The sequence below is a fragment of the Marinomonas sp. GJ51-14 genome, assembly GCF_055808695.1.
This window is the reverse complement of the sequence record NZ_CM147879.1, coordinates 88,600-110,741: the sequence shown is the minus strand read 5'-3', so window position 1 is coordinate 110,741 and position 22,142 is coordinate 88,600. Positions and strand designations below refer to the sequence as shown.

The window sequence follows — 22,142 nt, the reverse complement described above, 5'->3', positions numbered from 1 at the left end:
AAATGTTGTGGTATCAAATTGTTTTTTTATCGTTGATTCAGGGACTGACTGAGTTCCTACCAATATCGAGCTCTGCCCATCTAATCCTTCCTGCCCAGCTGCTTAATTGGCAAGATCAAGGTCTGGCATTTGATGTTGCTGTCCACGTTGGAACCTTGATCGCGATTGTTGGTTACTTCAGAAAAGACATTGTTAAAATTGTTATTGCTTGGTGTGTTTCACTGAAAAATCGACAATCAACCTCTGATAGTCGTTTGGCTTGGTGGATATGTTTTGCGACAATACCAGCCTGTGTTGCTGGTTTAGTATTTGATGAGTTTATCAGTACGCATTTACGCTCGGTTGAAGTGATTGGTTATACCACTATTGGTTTTGGTGTTTTGTTGTGGCTTTCTGATCGTTATGGATCAAGTCATAAAACAGAGCATGACTTTTCTGCAAGGAGTGTGTTGTATATTGGGATGGCTCAAGCATTGGCTTTGATTCCTGGTACTTCTCGTTCTGGTATTACAATGACGGCCGCACGCTCCTTAGGTTTTAATCGAGAATGCGCTGCTCGTTTTTCTTTTTTATTGTCCATTCCTCTTATTTTGGCTGCGGGTGGTTTGAAATTGATTGAGTTGATTTCATCTAATGTATTGGTGGATTGGACGAGTATTCTAGTTGGTGTTGTTTTATCCGCAATCAGTGCTTACCTTTGTATTTATTTGTTTTTAAAATGGTTAAACAGAATTGGCTTTTTTCCTTTCTTTGTTTATCGATTGATTCTAGGTTCGATGCTTTTATTGATAGTGTACGTTTAGTTTGTTGTAGGGTGTTCAGTTCGAACACCTATTTAATGATAAAATTTTCTAGTGTATTTATAAAAAGCTTCTAATCTTTAGAGGCTTTTTCTATTTTTATGTTAGATAGGGTGATGAGTTAAACTGGATGTCGGACAGTGATCTGCATTATTTAAATTTTAATTTGAGATGATTCTGGAGAAGATGCTTTGTTTAATTCTATTGCCGTAGCAACAGCGGATAGGTTTTTAGAGTCAGAGTCTCGTTTATTAGCTCAGTCGTTAGCTCTTCCGTTTATTTTACTTAATGAACCTATAAAATTTATTTCTAGTTATGATTACTTATTATTAAAAAGCTCTGATGGTGTTGCTATAGCGAAGACTGGGAAAGGTGCCCCGAAACCTGTTTATGTGGATTTTACTTCAGGTGCTGTTGATCATAGAAGGCGTTTTGGTGGTGGTAAAGGGCAAGATATTGCGAAAGCGGTTGGGCTAAATAAAAAATCAAATTTATCTGTTTTGGATGCAACGGCTGGGTTAGGTCGGGATGCTTTTGTTTTAGCTTGTCTTGGTTGTTCTGTGTCTCTTTGTGAAAGAGTTGGCTTTGTTAGGGCTATGCTGGAAGATGGATTATATCGTGGGTCGTTTCATAGTGAAGTCGCGGATATTGTTGCTAGAATGCCTTTACTTAATAGTGATATAACAGAACTTGATGAAAGTAAGAAATTTGATGTAGTGTACTTAGATCCTATGTACCCGCATATGGAAAAATCGTCAGCAGCGGCTAAAAAAGAAATGGCTTTCTTTAGGGATTTAGTCGGTAAGGATTTGGATGCAGACAATCTTTTACCTCATGCTATGATTCTGGCGGAATATAGAGTAGTTGTAAAACGCCCTAAAGGCGCTCCGTTTTTAAATGGCGCTGAACCAACTTATCAGCTTGAAGGAAAGTCAGGCCGTTTTGATATTTATGTCTTGAAGTCACTCGATTTATTATCTGCTTAACTTTTTAAAATCCAATCATTAATAATGAGGTGGTCTTTCACCTTCTGGAATAGATTGTTGTTGGCGATAAGACTCAAGTTGTTTACTTACCATGATGAACTTCTCTTTCATCATAAGTATGTCTTTCTGTTGGCGAATGAGAGCTTGATTTAAACTATCAATCGTATCTTCTTGAAATTGCAGTTTGAATTCTAATTCGTCTATACGTTGGTTGATTTCTGAGGTATTCATAGGTGCCTTCTGTGTGTTAACCTTACTAAACTAAACTCTTACTTTATAGGCTATTCTATACTTTATATGGTGCAGGTATTGAGCATTTAAAGTAAAAAAATGGCGTGAAAATTGCTCTCAAAAGAAGGTAAGTATTTTACTACTATCTTCTTAAGCTTCACATGGGGATTTCAAAAAAGAGTTTAGTAAATATTTATTTATTCACTTTTGTACTAACACTGAGTCCTATTTTTTTAAAATAGACTTTGTTTAACAATAATATTTAATTTAATAAGAGAAATACTGTTATGAATGATCATCAGGATAATGTTTCGCGCAATAATGGGGCTTCTGTTGGTTCCGGTTTTTTTCACTACGCGCATTAGTGGTTAGTGTTGTTATAGCTTTGATTGTACCTTTGCTAATTGCTGGGGTTTTGAAAGAAGAAATGGGCACCAATTTCCTAATATATTTTGGCTTTGTTCTAGTATCTGTTTACGTCGGTTCTATGGTTAGTCAAGCTCGCTTTTCTGGTTATGACTCAGAAGCTGATGAAGACGAAGATGATGACCGTGAGCAAGGTACTGTTAAATGGTTTAACTCATCAAAAGGCTTTGGCTTTTTGACTATGGAAAATGGTGATGATGTATTCGTTCATTACCGTGCTATTCGTGGACGTGGGCGTCGCTTTCTTGTTGAAGGTCAAATAGTTCGTTTTTATGTGACTGAAGGTGAAAAAGGTAAACAAGCTGAAAACGTTTCCATTATTCGTGGTTAATTGTTTTTCACTAATTTTTCATTCGATCTAAGAGGCTAAATATGTCTACTGTAACGCTAAAGGGTACTGCTTTTGAAACTGTTGGTTCTCTTCCAGCAGTTGGTTCTATTGCTCCAGCATTTGAGCTGGTTAAAACAGATTTATCTGTTGCGACCTTAGCAGATTACCAAGGCTCTAAATTGGTGCTTAATATCTTTCCTTCTATTGATACGCCTACTTGTGCGACATCGGTTCGAAAGTTTAATGAATCGGCAGCAGCGCTTAAAGGCGTTAATGTTATTTGTGTATCAGCAGATTTACCTTTTGCTGCTGCTCGTTTCTGTGGTGCAGAAGGTATTGATAATGTTGATACTGGCTCTAGTTTTCGCTCATCGTTTGGAGAAGACTACGGTTTAAATTTCTCAACAGGACCACTTGTTGGTCTTTTGTCTCGTGCTGTTGTTGTGCTAGATGAAAACGGTAAAGTTATTTACACTGAACAGGTTGCAGAAACTGCTGATGAACCTAATTACGAAGCTGCTTTAGCTGTATTAGCGTAACTTTTTACTCTATGTACTAGGTTAAAAGACGCAATAAAAAGCCAGTTTTACTAGTGTAAAACTGGCTTTTTTGTGGTCAAAAATTAAACCTATAAAATTTAGTCTTTTTGTACCGGAATCGTATTGGTTGTTCTTTCAACACTGTTATCTTTGTTGAGGTAAACAAGCTTAGGCTTGAATTGATCTGCTATGGCTTCATCCATTTGTCCGTAAGCAGCGATAATGACTCTATCGCCTACTTGTACTTTTCTGGCAGCTGCACCATTCATTGAAATCGTACCTGATCCTGCTTCAGCTAAGATAACGTAGGTATGAAAGCGTTCACCATTATCTACGTTATAGATGTCTATCTTTTCAAACTCTCGGAAACCAGCGAGTTCTACAAGGTCTTTATCAATGGCGCATGAGCCATCGTACCAAAGCTCAGCTTGAGTAACGCTGGCCATGTGAAGTTTGCCTTTAAGAAGTGTAATTTGCATGTATAAAGTCTCTATTAATATTTCTGTGTAGCGTTTTGTTTTGGTGTGATATTTTTATGGGAAAGGATTAGTTCCAAATAAATGGGCCTTCCTCGTATTTGCTTATACGCCACCATTGGTCAGGGTCTTGATTTCCTTCTTCTTCCCATCCTTGAAAATTGCAACGTACTTCGCAACCAAGAGATTCGAAAACTTGTTTTGCACAAGACATATCGTTGTCCCAAGGGGTCTTATCTGATTCAAACCAGATAGAGGTAAAGCGCTTACCTGCGGCTTGTTCTAAAATGGTCACGTTAATATCGTGGCCATTAAAATGGATAGTTACTTTTGAGCATAGCTTTGAAGGTGTGCTTTTTTTAACAAGAGTGAACGCCTCTTCAAGCCAAGTAATTATTTTCTCTGTCGGACAGGATAATACATATACTTCGATGTCTGATTGCATCGCTTTAATCCTTCTTTTTGATTATGTGATAAATCCTAAAAACACTCATTGATAAATAACCAATAAGTGCCCACAGAGCACCAGCTCCCGCTATAATTAATCCTAATAAGGCAATAACTTCTTGAGTGAGAGACTCTGTAATTACCCGATCCGCAGTCATGACAATTAAAATGCCAAAAAGAAGTACTAATCCACCTTGAATTATTTTCTTAAGTGCGAGAGCAGGATTATTGCCTAATTTGAGAGCTAATCTGTGTATTGAATTTTTCATTCAGTAGTTAGGCTCTAGATTCATTGACAAAGAGGTTTTCTAATATGCGTGTATAAATCTTAGAAAGGCTATTAAGGCTTTCAGCATCTACACATTCATTTATTTGATGGATTGTCGCATTTATTGGTCCAAGTTCAACTACTTGCGTGCCCATTTTTGCAATAAATCTTCCGTCAGATGTACCACCGGATGTTGATAGCTCTGGTGTAATGTTAACCGTTGTTTGTACCGCTTCTACTATGGCATCAACTAAGTTTCCTGGACGTGTTAGAAATGGAAGCCCGTTGTATGTCCAATCAATGTCATAACGTAAATTGTGTTTTTCTAGAATTTCTATAACACGGACTTTTAAAGCGTCGAAATCTAGTTCCGAAGAAAAACGGAAGTTAAATTGTGCATTCAACTTCCCTGGAACGACATTTGTTGCTCCTGTGCCGGCTTGAATGTTTGATACTTGAAAGCTGGTAGGTGGGAAAAAATCATTACCGTTATCCCAATGGGCACTGGCCATTTCGGCTAATGCTGGTGCAGCAAGATGAATAGGGTTTTCAGCTAGATGAGGGTAAGCAACATGGCCTTGTTTACCATATACAGTTAAATCACCACTAAATGAACCTCGTCGGCCATTCTTGATGATATCACCTAATGTTTTTGTGCTTGAAGGTTCGCCTACGATACACCAATCGACTATTTCGTTACGTTCTATTAGAGCATCTACAACACGTGTTGTTCCGTCTACGAATGGGCCTTCTTCATCACTGGTGACTAGGAATGAAATCTGGCCTTGATGATCTGGGTGCTCTGCAACAAAGGCTTCAACGGCTGTTACCATAGCTGCAAGACTACCTTTCATATCTGCTGCCCCACGTCCGTAAAGCATACCATCAAGAATGCTTGGAGAAAATGGTGGAACTTTCCATTCCGCTTCAGGGCCTGTTGGTACAACATCAGTATGCCCTGCAAAGCAAAGGTTTGGACCTGATGTACCGCGTTTAGCATAGAAATTTTTCACTTCCCCAAATGGCATGTATTCAATCTCAAAACCGATGTTTTTTAATCGATTAATCATTAGTTCTTGGCAGCCAGCATCTTCTGGGGTAACTGAAGGGCGTGAGATAAGATCTATGGCAAGTTTTAGTGTTGGTGACAAGTCAGACATTCTTTACCTTTGCGTTTGTTTTCGCTACTTTATGAGAGATTCTGTTACTATAACAGGAGATTCAATTTAAGGTGGCGTTATGAAATTTGGTGTTGTGGTTCTTTTTAGTTTGATTTCTGCTGGCTGTAGTTTATTGGGGCAGCAACCTGTTGTTCAGGAATCTTATTTTGTTCCGGTTATTCGCTCTGATGTCTCGTCTTCTGGCTATACGCCAAGTGTGACGCCTGCTACTCAGCAAAAAACAACCCCACGTATTTATACTCCCGTTTTACGTTAGAGTAATTTTTCGGAGTATTCTTCAGAATTAAAGCCTAGATGAATAGCGTCATTTTGTATTAACAAAGGGCGCTTAATCATAGAAGATTGTTCTACAATAATTTGAACTGCTTTTTCGTTATCCATGGAGTTCTTTATTTCTTCATCTAACTTTCTCCATGTTGTCCCACGTTTATTGATGATATTTTCCCAGCCCAGTTGATCTATCCAAGCTTTCGCGATCGATACTTCTAGACCTTCTTTTTTGTAATCATGGAATTGGTATTCTATTTTGTGATCATCTAACCAGCGAAAGGCTTTTTTCATCGTGTCACAGTTTTTAATGCCGTAAATTTTTATCATGATTTATTCTCCAGTATATAAACGCCAAACTCGATTGAGCTTGGCGTTTAGTGTGGATTAGTTGTGTGCGTGTAGCTCTTCGTTAAGAGCAATGGCTGTTTTATTTGTTCTGCATTCAATAGCGCCGGTTTCTGAATTACGAATGAACAATAAATCTGATTTTCCAGAAAGGTCACGACCTTTAACAATAGCGACTTGTTTGCCATCCGTGTCACGAACCAAGATCTTCTGTCCTGCAGTTACATATAACCCAGCTTCTACAGTACAACGATCGCCTAAACCAATACCAATACCTGAGTTTGCGCCAACAAGGCATTTTTCTCCAACACCAATCACGATATTACCACCGCCTGATAGTGTCCCCATTGTTGAGCAGCCTGCACCGAGGTCAGAGCCTTCGCCAATGACAACACCAGCAGAGATGCGACCTTCAATCATGCTGTTGCCTAATGTACCAGCATTAAAGTTACAGAAACCTTCATGCATAACTGTTGTGCCTTCACCAAGGTGCGCGCCCAAACGAATACGTGCAGCGTTACCAATACGAATACCACTTGGTACAACAAAGTTAGCCATTTTAGGGAATTTATCAACACTAAAGACTTCAATTGTACGGCCTTCCATGCGAGCGCTTAACTGGCGGTCTGCTAGTTCCCGAACATCAATAGGGCCTTCACTGGTCCATGCTGTGTTAATCAAAAGACCAAACATGCCATCAAGTACAGTGCCGTGAGGTTTAACAAGACGGTGCGAAATAAGCTGTAATTTTAAGTAAACTTCTGCTGGATTCGCTGGTGCTTCATCTGTTGCTAATACGCATAAAATAATTGGCTGGGTAGAGGCTTTTAATCGTGAAGCAAGCTCGGCTTGTTCGATGTTGCCAGCCTTTAAAAGGTTCATATGTAGACGATTAAGATCGCCTTCATCAAGAACTAATGTGTTATTTCCACCTTCGTAGTTTGTGCTTTCTAGTAATGCGTCTAGTGTGCTTTTTTCAGCGCCCAAGCTAGGTGCTGAGTAAAACACTTCTAGCCAGTTACCTTCTTTGTTTTGTGTGCCTATGCCTAGGCCGAACGCAAAAATTGTGTTGCTCATGTACTTTTCTCCAAACTGAGTTTTATTGCTAATAGGTTATTTTTGGGTGAGTTTATTGCGCTCGAGGAAGGCTTTAATTCTTTTTGCCGCCTCAACGCACTCAAATTCTTCTGCTACAAGGGCCATGCGAACATGGCCACTACCTGGGTTAGTGCCGTTTATATCTCGACCTAAATAACTGCCAGGTAATACCAATACAGCTTCTTCTTGATATAGAGATTTACAAAACTCTTCATCTGTCATGTTTATTTCAGGCCATAGATAAAAGCCGGCTTCTGGCTTAGACACTTTCATGAAAGGAGATAGAATCTCCAAAACAGAGTCAAATTTACGAGTGTATATTTCACGGTTTTTTATAACGTGTTCTTCATCATTCCAAGCGGCAATAGAGGCGTCTTGGTGATGAATTGGCATCGCACAACCCTGGTAAGTTCGATATAAAAGAAATGGTTTTAGTATCGATGCATCACCTGCAACAAAGCCAGAGCGAAGGCCGGGTAAATTAGATCGCTTTGATAGGGATTGGAATATCAAGCAATGCTTATAATCGTGATGGCCAAGTATTTGGCATGCTTCAAGTAGTCCTAGCGGGGCTTGGTCTCCAAAATAAATTTCGGAATAGCATTCGTCGGCAACAATAGTAAAATTAAAGTTTTTTGCTTTTTCAATAAGGTAAGCATATTCCTCAAGTGTTGTTACTGTGCCGCTTGGATTATTTGGTGAACATACAAATAGCACTTCACAATGTTTCCAAACATCATCACTTACGCTTTGGTAGTCAATCTTATAGTTTGTTGCAGAGCCACAAGGAAGGAAATGAAGATCGGCACCAGCAAGAATACCAGCTCCTTCGTAAATTTGATAAAAAGGGTTCGGGCTTATAACAAGAGGATTATCTTTTTCACCAACCAATGTCTGAGTGATGGCGAAAAGGGCTTCTCGGGTACCAGAAACGGGGAGTATCTGTGTATCGGGGCTAAGTTCTTCGAGTTTAAAGCGACGTTTTGTCCATTCGCTAATGGCGGCTCGTAAAGGTAGTTCACCTTTGGTGCTTGGATACTTACTAACGCCACTTAAGCTATTAGATAGTGTCTCTACCACAATAGCTGGCGCTTCATGCTGTGGCTCACCGATAGTTAGCTTAATCAGCGGTTGTTGAGGATTTGGTGTTAACCCTTCTAGAAGCTCTGCAAGCTTTTGGAATGGGTATGGGTGCAAAGAGTGTATAAGAGGGTTCATTTTTTAATCCATCGTTTTAGAGAAACGATCTATTTTCTCTTTTAAAAGGTTGCAGATAGTCGCCATGCGTTCGTTATCAGTGATTAGATCACCATTTTCTTCAGTAATGTAGAAGGTGTCTTCTACTCGTTCGCCTAGTGTCGCAATTTTAGCTTTATGAAGCATGATGTTGTTATTCATAAAGAATTGACCTACTAGGGCAAGTAACCCTGGTCTATCCGGTGCTGTAATTTCCAAGGCAGACCACACTTCTTCTGGCTGACTGACAAAATGTGCCGTAGCGGGAGAGTTAAATATTTTTAAAATTCGAGGGGTATGACGTTGAACCACACTTTCATATAGAGATGGTGTTTCTAGTTGCTCCATAAGAGTATTGCGAATCACTGTGATACGCTCTTTGTCTAAATATAAATTGGTATCGTTGTCATTGCTGTCCATAACGACAAAGCTATCTAAAGTGTAATTGTCGGTCGTATGGCTTATTTTTGCATCTAATATAGTCAGACCAAGCTGTTCAAATGTGGCAGCGGTTACAGCAAATATATGTCGACTATTTGGTGCGTATATGAAGATTTTGCTAGCACCAGAAAAGTTACGTCCACCTAATGGTGTAATTGCAATTAGTGGTTTTTCACTTGGGCGATGGCGTAAGATTGCTTCTGTATTCCAAGCTATTTCATCACCATTTGAGCGAATAAAGTATTCATCTTCGATACCCTCCCAAATGTTTTCTGCTTCCATTATGTCTACGTTACGCTCGATCATAATTTCCAGTGCCAGCTGTTTGTGCTCGTCACTGATCATATCAGCATCAATTGGGGAGTCTAAACCTCGACGAAGGGCGCGTTTGGTTTCCAGATATAATTGACGCATAAGCGAGGCGCGCCAGCTATTCCACATGGTTGGATTGGTCGCATTGATGTCGGCAACAGTCAGGATGAATAAGTAGTCTAGGTGTTCTTGATCCTTGACGTAACTTGCAAACTCCCAAATTACTTCAGGATCAGAGATGTCTTTTCTTTGTGCGGTTACGGACATGAATAGGTGATTTCTGACTAACCAAACAACAAGCTCTGTATCTTGCTTTGATAGCCCATGCCTTTCGCAAAAAGCTTGAGCATCTTCACAGCCTAATTCAGAGTGATCTCCGCCACGGCCCTTTGCTATGTCGTGATATAGGCCTGCAATGTACACCAACTCGACTTTTTGAACGTGACGTATAGCTTGGCTTGAAATGGGGAATTTTTGTTTGTATTCAGGGAGCCATAAACGGCGTAAATTTTCGACAACCTGTAGTGTGTGTGCATCAACGGTATAAATGTGGAATAAGTCGTGCTGCATTTGGCCAATTATGGCGCCAAATTCAGGTAGATAGCGACCAAGTAATCCTAGGTGTTTCATTGATCTTAGTATGCTGGATAGGCGATATCGACTGGCTATAATATCAAGGAAAAGGTCGGTGTTTTTCTTATTGTTTCTAAAATCATCATCAACCAGTTCTAAATTGTCTCTTAATTGACGCATGGTGTTGGCACGAATGCCTTTTATATTTTCATGGGCACCAAATAAAACATAAATTTCCAGCATGCTGGATGGATCGTCTTGGAATAATGTTGGTGAGCGGGCTTCAAGTTGGCCATTAGCAATTTGAAAGTGCTCACTAATAACTTCGATGGTGTTGATGGTGTCTTTGGTAATAAAAGACTCTTCAAAGTGTTGTAGAAGTAAGTCATTTAGCTGCTGAATAGCGGCGACGCTTTGATAATAGCCTTGCATAAAGCGTTCAACGTTGCGCTTTAGATCGTCATCGTCGAAACCAAACAGCTTTGCTAGAGTGCGTTGATGATCAAAAAGAAGTCGGTCTTCTTTGCGGCCTGCCACCATGTGCAAAGCCCAGCGAATTCGCCATAAGTGACTGACGGCTCCTTTAAGTTGAATGTATTCATCTTCTGATAAAAACTCTTTGTCTATCAGTGCACTTAATCTGTGTGTGTGTAGGTGGCGTTTCGCAACCCAGTCAATAACCTGCATATCTCTGAGTCCGCCGGGGCATTCTTTGAGATTGGGTTCTAAGTTATATGCTGTATTTTGATATTTGGCATGGCGTAGTTTTTGTTCTGCTATTTTAGCCTGATAAAAAGAATGACCATCCCACATTTGGGAGATATCTACGTGTAGTTGCAAGGTGTTTAATAAATCTGATGGGCCGCTTAAGGTTCTAGATTCAATCAGATTAGTAATGACAGTAATATCTTTTTCGGCCATTTCTGTGCATTGGTCAATGGTTCGAACGCTGTGACCAATATCTAAATTTATGTCCCAAAGAAAGGTAATAAAGGCTTCGAGTTTTTCTTTGGGGGCTGATGTCTCATTTTCGATCAAGATTAAAAGATCGATATCTGATTTTGGGTGCAGTTCACCACGACCATAACCACCTACGGCGACAAGGCTGACATGGTTTTCATCCTGTAGTCCTTTTGCTGTCCATGCGGCCTGTAAAACTTCATCGAAAAAAGAGGACAGCCCTTTAACCAACTTTTCTATTGGATAAAGAGAATGAAATAAGTCATTGTAAACGTTAGTTTTTTCTTCAATGATGGCTTTGTAACGTGTGATCGAGCAGCTTGGAGTTGCTAGCTCTTGTTTTTCCTCTTGAGATAATAAAGGTGGAGCATCAGGAAAAGCAGGAAAATCCATACAAGTGCCTCAAAGAATCTTAAGTGGATGACAGTAATGTTATCGAGTGAATTACATTCATTTGTTTGATGGTGGAAGAGGGCGTCGCTTCTCTTATGAGAAGCGAGTTTCTTCTGGACGACGAGTTAATACTTCAACACCATCAGCAGTAACAAGCAGGGTGTGCTCATATTGTGCTGATAGTCGACCATCTTTCGTTTTTGCGATCCAATTATCAGGACCTAAATGCTTTACTTGTTTTTTGCCAGCATTGATCATTGGTTCTATCGTCAGTGTCATACCTTCCTCTAAAACAACACCTGTGCCAGCTTTGCCATAATGGGCAACTTGAGGCTCACCGTGGAACGTTGTACCTACACCATGACCGCAATACTCTTCAACAACTGAATAATGATGTTTGTGGGCATGGGCTGAAATAACGGCACCTATATCTCCTAAGCGAGCACCAGGTTTGACTAAGTCGATTGCTAAATAAAGGCATTCTTGAGTAACTTTTGCTAAGCGTTCTGCATGTGGCGCTGCTGGTCCGGCAAAGAACATTTTGCTTGTATCACCGTAATAACCATCTTTAATGATAGTGATGTCAATGTTGACAACGTCGCCTTTTTTTAGGGCTTTGTCATTTGGAATGCCATGACAGATAACATCATTTACAGAGGTGCAGCAAGATTTCGGAAATCCATGATAATTAAGAGGGGCTGGAATTGCGCCTTGTACTTCAACTATATAGTTGTGCGCAATAATATCAATTTGTTCTGTTGATACACCAGGAATAACAAATTCTTCTAGCATTAATAGTACGTCGGCAGCAAGTTTACCTGCTGTTCGCATGCCTTCAATATCACTGATGTCTGTGAACCTAGTTGAAGCAGGGCGGGGTGTCCAGCTAGGTACCTCAACGCGTCCATTCTTAGTGAGTTCTTCAACTTTTTTTAGGGTTTCGTTGCTCATAATTAATATGTCTTAAAGTCGTTTTAGTCCAAGTTGGAGAGTATTCTACATGACTTGAGCATCATAATCGCCTCTCAAGATGAAAAAAACGGTCACTTGATGTATGTAAAAAAAGCATTCAGGTCTTTTGGTTTTTGCCTTAATATGGTATAAAACGCCGGCTTATATAAGCTTGTGCTTAAAATAAGTAAATTTTTATAAACTAACGATCTTGCCGCAATAAAATAAGAGTGTCTGGGGTGTCATAGGTTGCCTTAAACCTTGTTTGACTGACGCTTTTAGCTGGTAAGCATAAATAACCCAAATATAAAGGATAGTAAAATGCCTACAGTTTCTATGCGCGACCTGCTACAGGTTGGTTCACACTTTGGTCACCAAACTCGTTACTGGAATCCAAAAATGAAGCCATTCATTTTCGGTGCTCGTAACAAGATTCATATCATTAACCTTGAGCACACTGTTCCAGCTCTTAACGAAGCGCTTGAGCTTGTTAAAAAAATGGCTGAGAACAAAAACAAGGTTTTGTTTGTTGGTACTAAGCGTGCTGCATCTAAAACTATTAAAGAGCAAGCTGCTCGCTCTGGTATGCCATATGTAAACCACCGTTGGTTAGGTGGCATGTTGACTAACTACAAAACTATTCGTGCTTCTATTAAGCGTCTTCGTGAACTTGAAGGACAAGTGTCTGATGGTACTTTCGAGAAGCTTACTAAGAAAGAGGCTTTGATGCGTACTCGTGAGCTTGAAAAGCTTGAGCTTTCTATGGGTGGTATTAAAGATATGGGCGGCCTACCGGACGTTCTGTTTGTAGTTGACGTTGACCATGAACGTATTGCTATTAAAGAAGCAAACAAATTAGGTATTCCTGTTATCGGTATCGTTGATACAAACAGTAATCCAGATGGCGTTGATTACATCATTCCAGCTAACGACGATGCGATTCGTGCTGTTCAGTTGTATGTTGGTGCTTTTGCTGATGCTGTTCTAGAAGGTCGTTCTGCGACTGCTGGTACTGCTGATGAATTCGTTGAAGTAAGCGAAGCAACTGAAGCGTAAGCAAACTTTCTAGTTTGTTCTGGTTTCTAAAGGGGGTTTTAGGCCCCCTTTTTTAAATTTGAATTGGTATTAAGAGGATTTAACATGGCCGCAGTATCTGCAGCATTGGTAAAAGAGCTACGTGAACGTACAGGCCTAGGCATGATGGAGTGTAAAAAAGCACTTGTCGCTGCTAACGCTGACGTTGAAGTAGCAATCGAAGAGTTACGTAAATCAAGTGGCATGAAAGCAGCTAAAAAAGCGGGCCGTACTGCAGCTGAAGGAACAATCGTTATGCGCGTAGCTGACGATGCTTCTTACGGCATCTTGGTTGAAGTTAACTCTGAAACTGACTTCGCTTCACGTGATGAAGGTTTTATTGCTTTCGCAAATAAAGTGGCTGACGTTGTTTTTGCAACAAAAGAAACTGATATGGCTGTATTGCTTGCTGGTGAAATCGGTCAAGCGCGCGAAGCATTAGTTCAAAAGATTGGTGAAAACATCTCTCCTCGTCGTGCTGTTATTGTTGAGGGTGGATTAGTAGGTGGTTACCTTCACGGTAATGGTCAGATCGCTGTATTGACTCTATTGGAAGGTGGTTCTGCTGAACTGGCTAAAGATGTTTCTATGCATGTGGCAGCTGTTGCTCCTCGCGTTGTTCGCGGTGATGATATGCCTGCTGAAGTTCTTGCTAAAGAAGAAGAGATTGTTCGTGCGCAACCTGACATGGCTGGTAAGCCTGCTGAAATCGTTGATAAAATGATTGTTGGTCGTATGAAGAAGTTCTTGGCTGAAAACAGCTTGACTGAACAGCCTTTTGTTAAGAATCCAGAAATTAAAGTCGGTCAACTTGTAAAAGATGCTGGCGCTTCTGTTTCTTCTTTCATTCGCCTTGAAGTAGGTGAAGGTATTGAAGTTGCTGAAGTAGACTTTGCTGCGGAAGTGGCTGCTCAACTTAAAGGTTAATCTTTAGTTGTAGTGTCTTGGAAATAAAAGGGGCAGTTTGACTGCCCCTTTTTATGAAAGCTAGGAATGATTTGGGTTGATTATATTGGCCTCAATTATTGAAAAAATGAACCATTGCCGGAGGTTGGTATGTCGAAAGAAAAGAGTCCAAAATATAAGCGGATTTTGCTTAAGCTAAGTGGCGAAGCCTTAATGGGTGAAGAGTCCTTTGGTATCGACCCGAAAGTATTGAACCGTATTGCTCTTGAGATTGGTCAATTACGTGGTATTGGTGTTGAAGTTGGTATTGTTATTGGTGGTGGTAACCTATTTCGCGGCCAAGCTCTTAGTGAGGCTGGGATGGATCGTGTAACAGGCGATCATATGGGGATGCTAGCAACAGTTATGAACGCTTTGGCCATGCGTGACGCATTAGAGCGTGCGAATATTGCAACTCGTGTTATGTCGGCGATTACTATGACAGGTATTGTTGAGCCTTATGACCGACGTCGTGCGATGCGATTAATGAAAGAAGGTGATGTTCTTATCTTCTCTGCTGGTACAGGTAATCCATTCTTTACAACTGACTCTGCTGCTTGTTTGCGCGGTATTGAGATTGATGCGGATGTTGTATTGAAAGCAACAAAAGTGGATGGTGTTTATTCGGCCGATCCGATGAAAGATGTTGATGCGATTAAATATGATACATTAGGTTATGACGAAGTTCTTGAAAAACAGTTAGGCGTCATGGACTTAACGGCAATTTGTTTAACTCGTGATCATGGTATGCCAATACGCGTATTTAATATGAATAAACCCGGAGCCTTGGTGAATATCATGGTTGGTGGTAGTGAAGGTACACTGATTAAGTGAGGAAGTTATGATTAACGAAATTCTTAAAGATGCAGAAGACCGTATGGGTAAAGCGGTTTCTTCTGTTGAGTCTGCGTTTAAAAAAATTCGTACAGGTCGTGCGCACCCTAGTATTTTAGATTCAGTTAAAGTGAATTATTACGGATCAGAAACACCATTAAGCCAAGTGGCTAACATTACGGTTGAAGATGCTCGTACTTTGGGGGTTTCTCCTTGGGAAAACAACTTGGTGCCTGAAATTGAAAAAGCCATTATGAAGTCTGATCTTGGTTTAAATCCGGCAACAAATGGTAACCTTATTCGTATTCCTATGCCTGCTCTTACTGAAGAAACTCGTAAAAATTACTTCAAGCAAGCAAAGAATGAGGCGGAAAACGGTCGTATTTCTATCCGTAACATTCGCCGAGATGCTAATGGTAGTTTGAAGGACTTGGTAAAAGAGAAGGAAATTTCTGAAGACGATGATCGCCGTGGACAGGATTTGGTGCAAAAAATTACAGACAAATATGTTGCTCAAATTGAAGAGCGTCTGGCTGCAAAAGAAAAAGATTTGATGGAAATTTAATGAAAATGCGGGCCTAGGCTCGCATTTTTATTGACTAAGGTAAATCTATGTCTGAATTGATTGACGCCGAGACGGAAATGGCGGCAGGTCCTGCTCATATTGCTATTATTATGGATGGCAATAATCGTTGGGCTAAAAAGAAACGCCTTCCAAGCCTTGCTGGTCACACCGCAGGTGCTTCTGCAGTGCGTCGTACGGTTGAAATGGCAGCTAGGTCTGGTGTGGAAGTGTTAACTTTGTTTGCATTTTCCAGCGAGAATTGGAAGCGACCTAAGTTAGAAGTTGATGGTTTAATGAAGTTGTTTATGCGCTCTCTTAAAAAAGAGTTAAAACGCTTAAACGAACATCAAATTCGACTCAGGGTGATGGGCGATATTTCTGCTTTTAGTGATAGTCTGCAAGAACAAATTCAAAGTGTTCAAAATGCGACAAAAGACAATGATAAAATGACTCTTGTTATTGCAGCAAATTACGGAGGTCGTTGGGATATTGCTCAGGCTGCTAAAAAAATAGCAGAGCAGGTTTCAATAGGGGAGTTGTCTTTAGATGATATAAATGAGTCATCGCTAGGTGAATATATGCAGTTAGCTGACTTACCGCCCCCTGATCTTTTGATTAGGACTTCTGGTGAGGAGCGAATTAGTAATTTTTTACTCTGGCAAACTGCCTATTCTGAATTTGTCTTTCTTCCGGTGTTGTGGCCGGATTTTGATCAACCGCATTTTGATGAGGCAATTAACACTTATCAAAATCGTCAACGTCGCTATGGTGGTCGATAACTATGTTACTTCCTCGAATATTAAGTGCCATTGTAATGGCTGTGTTATTTATTTGTGCTGTTTTTGTTCTGAAGGAATCTAGTTTTATTATTTCAATGGCTGGCGTTGTTTTGTTGGCTGGTTGGGAGTGGGCGCGTTTGTCTGGAGTGAAAAACCAGTTGGGACGTGTTCTTTTTGCGACTTTTATTGGTGTTTTATGTTTTGTGACATTTAAATTTAATGGTCAGGAAGCTTCACTTTATATTGCGCCTTTCTTATGGTTGATTGCCTTGTATTGGGTTATTCGCTACCCAGTGTTACTTCATTGGCGTTATGTATCAAGTCGCCTTTTATTTGGTGTGTTGATATTAGTAACTACTTGGTCGGCGTTAGTCGTATTGAGACAGGCTGATGATTTTGTTACATGGGTGTTGCTTCTTATGGGATTGATTTGGGGGGCGGATTCTGGGGCTTATTTTGCTGGTCGAGCATTTGGAAAGCGTAAGTTAGCTCGATTTGTTAGCCCAGGTAAGTCATGGGAAGGTGTTGTTGGTGGTTTGCTCTTAACTCAATTTGGGGTTGTTGCGTTTTCTTTTTTTAGTGGTTTTACAGCTTCCCAATGGATGGTGTTGGGTCTTATTGCGCTTCTTACATCCTCTGTTTCTGTCTTAGGAGATTTGACGGAAAGTCTGTTTAAGCGACATGAATCCCTAAAAGACTCTAGTCGATTGATTCCTGGACATGGTGGTGTCATGGATCGAGTCGATAGTCTTACTGCAGCCGCGTCTATCTATGTACTCTTATTGACTGTGACCGGATGGCTTTAATGCAAGGTATTTGTTTATTGGGGGCGACTGGTTCAATTGGTCAAAGTACCTTAGATATTATTGCTCAGCATCCAGATAAGTTTGTCTTGGTTAGTGCGTCAGCTAATGAAAGTGTCGATAAAATGGTGGATATTTGTCATCGTTTTAAACCTAAGAGAGTTGTCATGGGATCTGAGAGGGCCCGAGATGAGTTAGCTCTTCTGTGTATAGGGTTGCCTATTTCATTTGAATGGGGGGGATGCTTTAGATAGTATCGCTTCTGATTCAGAAGTCGATCAAGTTATGGCTGCCATTATGGGGTTTGCGGGTTTAAAGCCGACATTGGCTGGAATCCGTGCAGGTAAGCGGACGTTATTGGCAAATAAAGAGTCATTAGTGACAGCTGGTAAATTATTTATGGATGAAGTGGCGCGCTATAATGTTGTGCTTTTACCTATTGATAGCGAACACAATGCGATTTATCAAAGTTTGCCTCAAACTATCGACGGTGCCCACAAAAAAGACATTTCAAAAATTCTTTTGACGGCTTCAGGTGGGCCATTTAGAACTTGGTCTTTAGATGAAATGGCGTCAGTGACCCCTGAACAAGCGTGTAAGCATCCAAATTGGTCTATGGGGCAAAAGATATCGATTGATTCCGCATCTTTGATGAATAAAGGCTTAGAGCTTATTGAAGCCTGTTGGTTGTTTGGTGTTACACCAAATGACATTGAGGTTGTTGTGCATCCAGAAAGCATTATTCATTCTATGGTTTCTTATCGTGATGGTTCTGTTATTGCGCAAATGGGAACCCCAGATATGAGAGTTCCAATTGCTTATGGTATGACTTGGCCTGATCGAATAGAAACCCAGGTGCCTCCACTTAGTTTGGTTGATGTTGCTCGCTTAAATTTTGAGGCTCCTGATATTTCTCGCTTTCCTAATTTGAAATTAGCGGCTGATGCCTGGTTTATGGGAGGGACAGCCATGGCGGTTTTGAATGCCGCAAATGAAGTAGCTGTAGCGTCTTTCTTAAATCGAAAAATTTCTTTTCTTGATATTGCAAAAGTAAATAGCCAAGTTTTGAGTGCTGCGAATATTGTTCCTGTTAATGTACTTGAAGATGTCTTTGAGTCAGATTTGTATGCTCGTCGTTTAGCAGAAGACATAATTTCCTTTGGTGATTTCTAATGGTTCAAAATATCCTTTCTATTGTTATTTCATTAGGTGTTCTAATTACTTTTCATGAATTCGGACATTATTTTATTGCCCGTCGTTGTGGTGTTAAAGTGTTGCGTTTTTCTGTTGGTTTCGGAAAACCTCTTTTTCGTTATGTGGGTAAAACTGGAACCGAATTTACTTTGGCGATGATTCCTCTTGGTGGCTATGTTCGAATGTTGGACGAGCGTGAAGGGGATGTTCCTAAAGAGCTGAAGAGCCAAGCGTTTAATAATAAGACGGTTTGGCAGCGTATTGCTATTGTTGCCGCTGGGCCTATTGCTAACTTTATTCTGGCTGTATTTATTTATGCTTTAGTTGCTACTTTGGGGATTCAATCTGTTGCGCCAAAGATAGGCTATATTGAGCAAAATACGCCTTTAGCTCAAACCAGTATCCAGGCTGAAGATGAATTGGTTTCTATTGCTGGAGAGTCGGTTGATTCTTGGGAAGATGTAAATTTGGTGTTGGCGGGCTTGATTGGGCAAACAAGAACCATTATCGTCCGTTATCAAGTAGAAGGACTTGCTTCTCAGCAAGAAGATAAGGTTCGTCTAAATAGGTGGTTGGTCGGAGAGGAGCCTAATAACCTCATTCGTGCTTTTGGTGTTGTTCCATGGCAGCCAAAAGTCCTTCCTGTTATTGCTCAAGTGGTTGACGGTGGAGCAGCTTTTTCTGCTGGTTTTGAAGAAGGGGATACAATAGTTGCAATTGCTGATGAACCCATTTCAAGCTGGGAGCGAGTAGTTTCATTGGTTCAGGCGAATCCAAATAAAGCTTTATCTGTCCTTGTTCAACGTGATGGGAGGGATCAAGAGTTACGCTTATTGCCTAAATCGATGGAACGAAATGGTGAGATTGTTGGTTATGCTGGATTAGCTGTGGTTCCGCCTCAATGGGATGAGAGTCTTATTAGAGAGCGCCATTATGGGCCTATTGATTCGGTTTTTTATGGTGTTGCACAAACTACTAAAATGGTATCTTTGACCGTTTCCTCGATTGGGAAGATGTTACAAGGACTGATATCGGTTGATAATTTATCTGGTCCGATAACAATTGCAAAAGTAGCGAGTGCGTCAGCAGACTCTGGACTGCAATCTTTTTTGAAATTCATGGCTTACCTAAGTGTTAGTTTGGGTGTGTTGAACTTGTTGCCTATTCCTATGTTAGATGGAGGGCATTTATTATTTTTTGGTATTGAAGCAGTTCGTCGTAAGCCAGTGTCTGAAAAAATTCAGAGTATGGCTTATCGAATAGGAGCTTCACTTTTATTTGCTTTAATGGCCGTTGCCATTTTTAATGATATTGCCCGCTTGTAGAGAGGTATGTGTGAAAGTCGTTTCAGTTGTATTGTTGGCTTTAATAAGCGTGCAGAGTTTTGCAGACTCTATAGAAGATGTTCGAGTTGATGGTTTGGTGCAAATGCCGTCAGCAAGAGCATTTGATGTCATTGGTTTTGATAAAGGAGAGTCCTATGATTCTGACAAGATTTATCAAGCTATTACATCCCTTTTTAACACGGGTTACTTCAGTGATATCGATGTCTATGAAGATGACGGTGTGCTTGTGTTTGATGTTGAAGAACGTCCTTCAATTGGTAATTTAACCATAGAGGGGAATGAACTTGTTCAAACAGAAGATTTGGAGCGAGGGTTAAAATTATCTGGCTTAGAAATTGGTGAAATATACAAACCAGAGACTTTGAATCAAATAGCTCAAGAACTCCAAAGACAATATTACGCCCTTGGACGTTATAGTGCCAAAGTGGATATTTCTGTTGAAGATATGCCCCGTAACCGTACAGGGATCATGATTAATATTGATGAAGGGGATACGGCTAAAATAGTTCATATCAATATTGTTGGTAATAATGCTTTTGATGAGGAAATACTCACTGAAGATTTTCAATCAAGAGAGACGGGTTATTGGAACCCTTTCAGCTCTGCAGATGAATATGCCAAAGCAAAAATTGAAAGTGATATTAATACGCTAAAAAGTTTTTATTTGGATAAAGGCTATTTAGATTTTGAAGTGGTTTCTAGTCAAGTAAGTTTATCGTCTGATAAACGTGATGTTTATGTTGTTATCAATGTTGACGAAGGTAAGCCGTATTTTGTAAATAAAGTTTCTTTAAGTGGTAGTTTGCCTATTGCTGAAGATAGAGTTTGGAAGCAGATCACCCAAAAAGAAGGGGATGTCTTTTCTCGTAGTGAGGTAACAAAAATCATCACAGGAATTTCAACAGAGTTGGGTGATGATGGTTATTTGTTTACAAGGGTCAATGTTATCCCAGAAAAACTAGATAACCATACTGTTAATCTTAGTTATCAAATTACACCAGGCTCAAAGGTCTATGTGCGCCGTATTACTTTTAGTGGTAATAGTGAAACTAAAGATGAAGTTCTACGTCGAGAAATGACCCAATTTGAAGGGGCGTTAGCGCAGCATTCAAAAATCCAATCTTCTAAGCGTCGTATCGAGCGTTTGGGGTTCTTTGGTAGTGTTAATCTTAAAACTCGTCCAGTAGCTGGAACAACAGATCAAGTAGATATTGAAGTGGTTGTTCAAGAGCAGGCCTCTGGGAGTATTCAAGCAAGTATTGGGTATTCTGACGATGATGGTTTTATCTACGGTTTTGGTATATCTAAATCTAACTTTATGGGGACAGGTAATAAATTAGCGTTTAGTGCTTCTCGCTCCGAGGAATACTCTAAATATGCCATTAACTATACAAATCCTTATTTTACTGTCGATGGTGTAAGTCGAGGGGCCAAAATTTATTATGAAGAAAGTAATTATGATGAAGATGATATTGAAGACTACCAAATAGATAAAATTGGAGCCGGCCTTACTTATGGCTATCCAATCTCTGATACTCAGCGGATCACATTTGGGGTTACAGTTCAGGAAACTAATATAGATCTAAGTGATGACCCTTCTTTAGAGTCAGAATATTTTGTTGATACTTATGGTGATACCTTTGATGATTTGATTACTTCAATATCATGGAGTGACCAAGACTTGATTGGTGGTGTCTTGCCTACGAGTGGTTACTCCACTAGTGCTAGCCTTCAAGTGTCTACACCTGGAAGTGACCAGACTTATTATAAATTAGGTTTAACATCTGAGAAATATTGGAACATTGGAGGCTCTAATACCTGGTTGTTTCATATGAAAGGACGACTTGGTTATGGTAATGGCTATGGTGATTCAGATAGCTTGCCTTTCTATGAGAATTATTATGCCGGTGGGGTAGGCTCTGTGCGTGGATATGATTCATCTTCATTAGGGCCTAAAAACTCATATGATTCATCTTCTGATGAAGATAGCGATGCCATGGGAGGAAATATTCTCATGGTTGGTACGGCTGAACTGATTTTTCCTTTACCTATGGTCGATGATCATAAATCAGTAAGAACGGCATTGTTTTTTGATGCTGGTAATGTATTTACCGATCAATGTTATGTTTCTAGTACAGAATGTGAAGAGGGGGTTGATTTATCCGAGATTCGTTACAGCGTCGGTTTAAGCTGGACATGGATTACGCCAATTGCACCGCTTTCGTTCAATTTTGCTAAAGCATTAAACCCTGATGATGACGATGATACAGATTTCTTCCAGTTCCAGTTGGGAACGACTTTTTAATTTAGAAAACGATACCCGAGAGGTTTGAGCATG

23 protein-coding genes and 1 pseudogene are annotated in these 22,142 nt (G+C 40.1%); 14 read left to right on the top strand and 10 right to left on the bottom strand.

All coding sequences use genetic code 11. From position 1 onward, the window contains the following. Positions 1–2 precede the first annotated feature (2 nt). Entirely contained in the window at positions 3–803 is an 801-nt protein-coding gene (locus AC0L3Y_RS00565) for an undecaprenyl-diphosphate phosphatase (RefSeq protein WP_473467466.1), read from the top strand. Between the two features lie 188 nt (positions 804–991). Then, positions 992–1,786, top strand: coding sequence for a class I SAM-dependent methyltransferase (locus tag AC0L3Y_RS00560; RefSeq protein WP_473467464.1), 795 nt, complete (start codon positions 992–994; stop codon positions 1,784–1,786). 18 nt (positions 1,787–1,804) lie between these two features. Here the strand turns inward: AC0L3Y_RS00560 and AC0L3Y_RS00555 are convergent, their stop codons facing one another. Continuing rightward, entirely contained in the window at positions 1,805–2,017 is a 213-nt protein-coding gene (locus AC0L3Y_RS00555; RefSeq protein ID WP_036161773.1) for a SlyX family protein, read from the bottom strand. Positions 2,018–2,381: 364 nt separating this feature from the next. Here AC0L3Y_RS00555 and AC0L3Y_RS00550 point away from each other — a divergent pair, with 364 nt between their 5' ends. Both AC0L3Y_RS00550 and tpx read left to right on the top strand, forming a co-directional pair. Beyond that, a complete protein-coding gene (locus AC0L3Y_RS00550) occupies positions 2,382–2,774 on the top strand; it encodes a cold-shock protein (RefSeq protein ID WP_473467460.1) in 393 nt (130 codons plus the stop codon). Between the two features lie 41 nt (positions 2,775–2,815). Then, on the top strand, positions 2,816–3,313 hold the full coding sequence (tpx, locus tag AC0L3Y_RS00545; protein ID WP_473467457.1) for a thiol peroxidase: 498 nt from the start codon (positions 2,816–2,818) through the stop codon (positions 3,311–3,313). A 98-nt stretch (positions 3,314–3,411) separates the two neighbouring features. Here the strand turns inward: tpx and panD are convergent, their stop codons facing one another. The 4 genes from panD to dapE form a co-directional block, all read right to left on the bottom strand. Then, positions 3,412–3,792, bottom strand: coding sequence for an aspartate 1-decarboxylase (panD, locus tag AC0L3Y_RS00540; RefSeq protein ID WP_473467454.1), 381 nt, complete (start codon positions 3,790–3,792; stop codon positions 3,412–3,414). Positions 3,793–3,859: 67 nt separating this feature from the next. Continuing rightward, on the bottom strand, positions 3,860–4,234 hold the full coding sequence (locus tag AC0L3Y_RS00535; RefSeq protein WP_473467452.1) for a hypothetical protein: 375 nt from the start codon (positions 4,232–4,234) through the stop codon (positions 3,860–3,862). 4 nt (positions 4,235–4,238) lie between these two features. Beyond that, the gene (locus AC0L3Y_RS00530) at positions 4,239–4,505 is read right to left on the bottom strand and encodes a hypothetical protein (protein WP_473467450.1); all 267 of its coding nucleotides are present in this window, start codon (positions 4,503–4,505) and stop codon (positions 4,239–4,241) included. A gap of 7 nt (positions 4,506–4,512) precedes the next feature. Next, positions 4,513–5,664 carry a succinyl-diaminopimelate desuccinylase gene (gene dapE / locus AC0L3Y_RS00525; protein ID WP_473467448.1) on the bottom strand — a complete coding sequence of 384 codons (1,152 nt, stop codon included), beginning with the start codon at positions 5,662–5,664 and terminating at the stop codon, positions 4,513–4,515. Positions 5,665–5,743: 79 nt separating this feature from the next. Between dapE and AC0L3Y_RS00520 the strand changes: the two genes are divergently transcribed. Next, positions 5,744–5,941: a hypothetical protein gene (locus tag AC0L3Y_RS00520; protein WP_473467446.1), complete on the top strand. Its 198-nt coding sequence runs from the start codon at positions 5,744–5,746 to the stop codon at positions 5,939–5,941. On the opposite strand, the gene AC0L3Y_RS00515 is transcribed toward AC0L3Y_RS00520, so the two are convergent. The 5 genes from AC0L3Y_RS00515 to map form a co-directional block, all read right to left on the bottom strand. Next, positions 5,938–6,282 (bottom strand): ArsC family reductase, encoded by a 345-nt coding sequence (locus AC0L3Y_RS00515; RefSeq protein WP_473467444.1) that lies wholly within the window; start codon positions 6,280–6,282, stop codon positions 5,938–5,940. The two genes, AC0L3Y_RS00520 and AC0L3Y_RS00515, sit on opposite strands and share 4 nt — an antisense overlap. A gap of 57 nt (positions 6,283–6,339) precedes the next feature. Next, positions 6,340–7,377 (bottom strand): 2,3,4,5-tetrahydropyridine-2,6-dicarboxylate N-succinyltransferase, encoded by a 1,038-nt coding sequence (dapD, locus tag AC0L3Y_RS00510; protein ID WP_473467442.1) that lies wholly within the window; start codon positions 7,375–7,377, stop codon positions 6,340–6,342. Positions 7,378–7,413: 36 nt separating this feature from the next. Next, positions 7,414–8,616: a succinyldiaminopimelate transaminase gene (gene dapC, locus AC0L3Y_RS00505; RefSeq protein ID WP_473467438.1), complete on the bottom strand. Its 1,203-nt coding sequence runs from the start codon at positions 8,614–8,616 to the stop codon at positions 7,414–7,416. 3 nt (positions 8,617–8,619) lie between these two features. Next, entirely contained in the window at positions 8,620–11,313 is a 2,694-nt protein-coding gene (gene glnD / locus AC0L3Y_RS00500; RefSeq protein ID WP_473467435.1) for a [protein-PII] uridylyltransferase, read from the bottom strand. A 93-nt stretch (positions 11,314–11,406) separates the two neighbouring features. Then, entirely contained in the window at positions 11,407–12,264 is an 858-nt protein-coding gene (gene map / locus AC0L3Y_RS00495) for a type I methionyl aminopeptidase (protein ID WP_473467432.1), read from the bottom strand. Between the two features lie 321 nt (positions 12,265–12,585). Between map and rpsB the strand changes: the two genes are divergently transcribed. From rpsB to bamA, 9 genes and pseudogenes are all read left to right on the top strand, one after another. Beyond that, the gene (gene rpsB, locus AC0L3Y_RS00490) at positions 12,586–13,320 is read left to right on the top strand and encodes a 30S ribosomal protein S2 (protein ID WP_473467430.1); all 735 of its coding nucleotides are present in this window, start codon (positions 12,586–12,588) and stop codon (positions 13,318–13,320) included. 84 nt (positions 13,321–13,404) lie between these two features. After that, entirely contained in the window at positions 13,405–14,265 is an 861-nt protein-coding gene (gene tsf / locus AC0L3Y_RS00485; RefSeq protein WP_473467428.1) for a translation elongation factor Ts, read from the top strand. 129 nt (positions 14,266–14,394) lie between these two features. Continuing rightward, complete coding sequence (gene pyrH, locus AC0L3Y_RS00480) at positions 14,395–15,117, top strand: UMP kinase (RefSeq protein WP_473467426.1); 723 nt, start codon at positions 14,395–14,397, stop codon at positions 15,115–15,117. 7 nt (positions 15,118–15,124) lie between these two features. Then, positions 15,125–15,682 (top strand): ribosome recycling factor, encoded by a 558-nt coding sequence (frr, locus tag AC0L3Y_RS00475; RefSeq protein WP_473467423.1) that lies wholly within the window; start codon positions 15,125–15,127, stop codon positions 15,680–15,682. A 47-nt stretch (positions 15,683–15,729) separates the two neighbouring features. Then, a complete protein-coding gene (gene uppS / locus AC0L3Y_RS00470; protein ID WP_473467421.1) occupies positions 15,730–16,461 on the top strand; it encodes a polyprenyl diphosphate synthase in 732 nt (243 codons plus the stop codon). A 2-nt stretch (positions 16,462–16,463) separates the two neighbouring features. Further along, positions 16,464–17,267 carry a phosphatidate cytidylyltransferase gene (locus tag AC0L3Y_RS00465; protein WP_473467418.1) on the top strand — a complete coding sequence of 268 codons (804 nt, stop codon included), beginning with the start codon at positions 16,464–16,466 and terminating at the stop codon, positions 17,265–17,267. Continuing rightward, a pseudogene (gene ispC, locus AC0L3Y_RS00460) lies at positions 17,267–18,437 on the top strand (1-deoxy-D-xylulose-5-phosphate reductoisomerase). Before AC0L3Y_RS00465 ends, ispC begins: the two are co-directional and overlap by 1 nt. Further along, complete coding sequence (gene rseP / locus AC0L3Y_RS00455) at positions 18,437–19,783, top strand: RIP metalloprotease RseP (protein WP_473467416.1); 1,347 nt, start codon at positions 18,437–18,439, stop codon at positions 19,781–19,783. Before ispC ends, rseP begins: the two are co-directional and overlap by 1 nt. A 10-nt stretch (positions 19,784–19,793) precedes the next feature. Continuing rightward, the gene (gene bamA / locus AC0L3Y_RS00450; protein ID WP_473467414.1) at positions 19,794–22,109 is read left to right on the top strand and encodes an outer membrane protein assembly factor BamA; all 2,316 of its coding nucleotides are present in this window, start codon (positions 19,794–19,796) and stop codon (positions 22,107–22,109) included. Positions 22,110–22,142: the final 33 nt, after the last annotated feature.